Origin of the sequence: Microseira wollei NIES-4236 (assembly GCF_020521235.1) — a bacterium.
Lineage (GTDB): Bacteria > Cyanobacteriota > Cyanobacteriia > Cyanobacteriales > Aerosakkonemataceae > Microseira > Microseira wollei.
The window spans coordinates 1-4,002 of the sequence record NZ_BLAY01000354.1 but is presented as its reverse complement, the minus strand read 5'-3'; the positions used below and the strand labels follow the sequence as shown (position 1 = coordinate 4,002).

Sequence of the window (4,002 nt, the reverse complement as noted above, 5' to 3'; positions counted from 1 at the left end):
GATGAGTGCTCTCATGGAGTTAATCCAGTAAGGTCACGGGTAGAACACCCGTTGATAGGCGTCAGGTGGAAGTGCAGTAATGTATGCAGCCCAGGCGTCCTAATAGACCGAGGGCTTGACCTCAAACATGATCGACAGTTGCTATGCGATCGCAAGGTTCTAAAAATTTTAGGAATCAGATTTTTAGGGTCAAATTGAAACTATCGAAAAATCAAAAATCTGTTATTAGCAATTAAAAAGCTTTCCTGGTGTTGTTAGCGTGGTGGAACCACACCGAACCATCCCGAACTCGGAGGTGAAACGCCGCAGCTGCGAAGATACTAGGCGGGTGACTGCCTGGGAAAATAGCTCGATGCCAGGATTAATATTTGATCGACTAACCCGACTAGGCTTGAAGCCATAGTCGGGTTAGTCGATTAAAGGGGCGCAACGACCCCCGGCAAAGCTGAATCAGGACGTTTGTTGGGATGCGATCGCAGCTTGAGGAAAAATTGCCTATGGCAATCAAACTGGGTTGATAAAATCTCTACCTGTGACGCTCCATCGGGTGTCTGCTGCCCCTTCAGAAGAGCGATCGCGCGTCCTATCCTAGAATTAAGCGATCGAACTCTACACTAATATGACCCAAAAAAATAACCGCAATCCAGTATTGCTAGTTCACGGCTTAAACGATACGGGGGCAGTCTTTGGCAAAATGGCTCCCTACTTGACAAATTTGGGCTGGTATGTATACGACCTAGACTTAATTCCTTGTAATGGCGATGCAAAACTCGACCATCTAGCGCGGCAAGTTGCATACTATATCAACAATACATTCGAGGCCGAACAACCCATCGATATTGTTGGTTTTAGTATGGGAGGAATTGTCAGCCGCTATTACATACAGCGATTGGGAGGCATTAACCGCGTGCAGCGCTTCATTACCATTGCTTCTCCCCATCGCGGCACTTTTGCTGCTTACGCTTCAACTCGCCCCGGTTGCGTCCAGATGCGTCCTGACAGTGAGTTTCTGTTGGACTTAAATCGAGATGTGACTATGCTGAAAAAGCTCAACTTTACTTCGATCTGGACGCCTTTGGATTTGATGATCGTCCCCGCTAATAGTTCCCAACTGCCAGTAGGAAAAGATGTTCAAGTATTGGCAGCAACCCATCCTTTAATGCTAACTGACAATCGAAGTTTACAGACAGTCGCGATGGCACTGACAGAACCCATTGTCAGGGAAAGGGAACATACAGATGGAGAGGGATCTAACAGTCAGCAGCAGGTCTTGAAACTGCCGCATGGGGGACAAGCAAGAGAAATTGCCTCTTGGCGCTTGTTTGACTTGTTAGGTAAAAAAATATGGTGAGTCATACAGGAATGCTAGTAAAACCTGTTAACTTGCATCGCCTACCTGTGCATAAGCCTCAGCGCCAAAAATTGCTTCTGGGTGACAGTAATATTTAAACTCCAACGCTCTTCTAAAAAGAATCCCCAGTAATTTAACTAACGGGGGTAGACTTGCTACGGCACAGGATACGACAGCGGCAAGTTATTGGGGGGGAAACCCTCAGACACCAACATCGGCTGATTCACTAGCCCCCTAAAATCCCAAGTGTCCCACTGGCTGTGACTTGCACCATATCTTGAGCTTTTAGCTCAAGATATGCTTCATAAAGTATGCGTTCATTTTATGCTTCAGAGATGTAGTCAAAGTAGAAAACTAATTCCTTCCATGTATTACATGGAAAAAGTTGTTAAACTAACGGTGTATTACATGGAAACGTTGATGTTAAAACGGGATATTCAGGCTAAATTTGCCGTCAAAAACGATGATTACCGTCAAGTGCGCTGTTTGAGACTATACGAATGACACATGGAAAGCATTGGGTATCGCTGCTCTTGGCTTAGGACTGACAAGAGCAGATTATTTAGAAGAGATGGTTAAAAGCAACAATCTACCAAGTAATACATCGAAAGAAAGCGACAGGTTTCCGCGTAATACACGGAGAGAGGAGCATCATGTTCAACAGCCTTCCGTTGTTGATTCGCATACACCTACACTGCCCAAGATGATAGAACTTGAGGCTTTACGCGACCAAGTGTTACAGGAACTAAAATTAGGTAAAGCCTGGATACAAAACAGCCGTCGCTCTTAATCAATTCATCGCTCTGTTGAGCCAAAGATTTTAGTTATTGTACTTACTCCCCAACTTGATCTTGCTGTGGCTTGCGTTGCCCGACACTTCTTCTAAAATTTTTCTTGGGAAGTGGTTCAACAGTGGCTGGCTCAGTTGTTAAAGACACTACCTGAGCAACAGAACTTTGTGTATCTTGTGGCATTTCCATTGATACCACAGCAGGTTCCTTCTTCTTCCGAGAAAGTTTCTTCTTGGGCCCAGTTTGTTCTCCTGCTGCCTCAGTCACAGAACTTGATGTATCCTGCGTCGTTTCCTGAGTGTCCTGCGTTGTTTCCATTACTGCCGCAGTAGATTCCTTCTTTTTGCGAGAAAGTCTCTTCTTTGGTTCCGGGCTACTGGTTATATTTTCTGGAGTAGGAGTAATAGCCTGTGCTGAAGAAGAGGACGAGGGTTTTTGGCGAGTAGATTTAGAGGTAGCTGAAGGAGAAGAAACAGGTGCAACAGAAGATTTTGAACCTGGTGATAAATCCACAATACCACCGGGAACTGAAGTCGAAGTCATCCCCATCTGTAGTAAATGCCTTGACACTCTCCGGCCGTCCATGGGGGGAGATTCTTCAGATCTTTCAATCTTAATATCCCTAGTACTAGGGTTCTCCGGGCTCACCACTCTTGCCACTAGGGCGTGGTGATACGCCAGTTGCTCCACTTGGGGAAACCCCTTGACCGCACTGGCTATTCTCCTTACAGTTTTTCGGGAGTTTAGTAGTTTTACCCACAGGTTTCGCCCAGTCCGCACGTACCATTTCTGATGCGCTATCTCGGATATTTTTGGCTTGCCGTAATATCGGCGTGCGCGAAAAATCCACAAGCAGAACAGATGAATTTTTCACCATCGCGATTGCTGCGGTCGATCTGACCGCATTTTCTGCATTCGGTGCTGGAATATTTAGGGTTAACCTTAAGTATGACCTTAGTGGAGTCGAGTAGAAAGTCGCCTTTCTACCCGCTGCTTCAAAACCGGACGTGAAACTTTCGCTTCATCCGGAGCCTCAATGAAATGGCTCTATGTCATGAGTACCAAGACTTCCATCAGTGGTTGTCTTTGTGTCATGGCAATGTCTGTGAAGGGCCCGAAGGTTGGCATATACGTTTTTTCCTCCTTTAGCTAATGGTTCAATATGGTCAATTTCTATCAAGTCCCCCGGTTTGAATGATAGTCCGCAGTGATTGCATTTCCCCTGTTGTCTCTTCAGTAGAGTTGCTAGTTTTGCAGAGACTTCTGGGCTTCTTCCCATGCGTGTACTCCAGTATATCCAATCTCCATCGTCAGGGCTTCTTGTTCCTTGAACTTTGGTGAAAACCTTGATTGAGGTTTTTGAATGTTTTTCAATTGTTAGCCCTTCGTTGGTACTAAAACACCAGTTATCATTTCCAACTGTGTGCCAGTATTTATTTGATATTTGGTGGTGATTGGATTGTATGTTTCTACGCCTTGCCCAAGCCAGGAGCTTTTGGTACAACAGAAAATCCATCGTGTTAAAAACTTTTTGACTTGAAACTTTTGAGTATTAGTTACACCATCCCCTAATAACTGAGTTCAACTCAGTTATTAATACTGCTTGGGGTTTGGTGAGGTTTTTATCTACCATTTCAGCCATTTTCTTTTGGTGGACTCTCTGTTTCTCCTTGCTAGGGGTGATGATTGTGTTAAATCCTAATTTTTTTCCTTCGGAGTTGGTGGCGCTGCGTTAATTCCCTGACGGCTCTTGTTGCATATGGAATCCCAGGAAATCCAACCCTACATTTCCGTTGTACTCATTGAGGGTGTGGGTTGTTTTTGTTTGACTGGGTTTTAATTCCAGTCCCATTCCTTTGA

Annotated in this window: 6 protein-coding genes and 2 rRNA genes; 5 read left to right on the top strand and 3 right to left on the bottom strand. The window is 45.0% G+C overall.

Annotated elements, in window-relative coordinates; genetic code table 11:
• The 5 genes from MiSe_RS48060 to MiSe_RS48040 all read left to right on the top strand — a co-directional run.
• Window positions 1–123, top strand: a 23S ribosomal RNA gene (locus MiSe_RS48060); the annotation flags it as partial.
• Between the two features lie 121 nt (window positions 124–244).
• Window positions 245–361, top strand: a 5S ribosomal RNA gene (rrf, locus tag MiSe_RS48055).
• Between the two features lie 258 nt (window positions 362–619).
• Entirely contained in the window at window positions 620–1,351 is a 732-nt protein-coding gene (locus MiSe_RS48050) for an esterase/lipase family protein (protein WP_307731684.1), read from the top strand.
• 324 nt (window positions 1,352–1,675) lie between these two features.
• Entirely contained in the window at window positions 1,676–1,855 is a 180-nt protein-coding gene (locus MiSe_RS48045) for a hypothetical protein (protein WP_226594428.1), read from the top strand.
• Between the two features lie 13 nt (window positions 1,856–1,868).
• Window positions 1,869–2,141 (top strand): hypothetical protein, encoded by a 273-nt coding sequence (locus MiSe_RS48040; RefSeq protein WP_226594425.1) that lies wholly within the window; start codon window positions 1,869–1,871, stop codon window positions 2,139–2,141.
• 43 nt (window positions 2,142–2,184) lie between these two features.
• Here MiSe_RS48040 and MiSe_RS48035 read toward each other — a convergent pair whose 3' ends face one another.
• From MiSe_RS48035 to MiSe_RS48025, 3 genes are all read right to left on the bottom strand, one after another.
• Complete coding sequence (locus MiSe_RS48035) at window positions 2,185–2,685, bottom strand: hypothetical protein (RefSeq protein WP_226594422.1); 501 nt, start codon at window positions 2,683–2,685, stop codon at window positions 2,185–2,187.
• Between the two features lie 254 nt (window positions 2,686–2,939).
• Window positions 2,940–3,038 (bottom strand): hypothetical protein, encoded by a 99-nt coding sequence (locus tag MiSe_RS53475; RefSeq protein WP_373873044.1) that lies wholly within the window; start codon window positions 3,036–3,038, stop codon window positions 2,940–2,942.
• A 137-nt stretch (window positions 3,039–3,175) separates the two neighbouring features.
• Window positions 3,176–3,658 carry an HNH endonuclease gene (locus MiSe_RS48025; protein WP_226594419.1) on the bottom strand — a complete coding sequence of 161 codons (483 nt, stop codon included), beginning with the start codon at window positions 3,656–3,658 and terminating at the stop codon, window positions 3,176–3,178.
• Window positions 3,659–4,002: the final 344 nt, after the last annotated feature.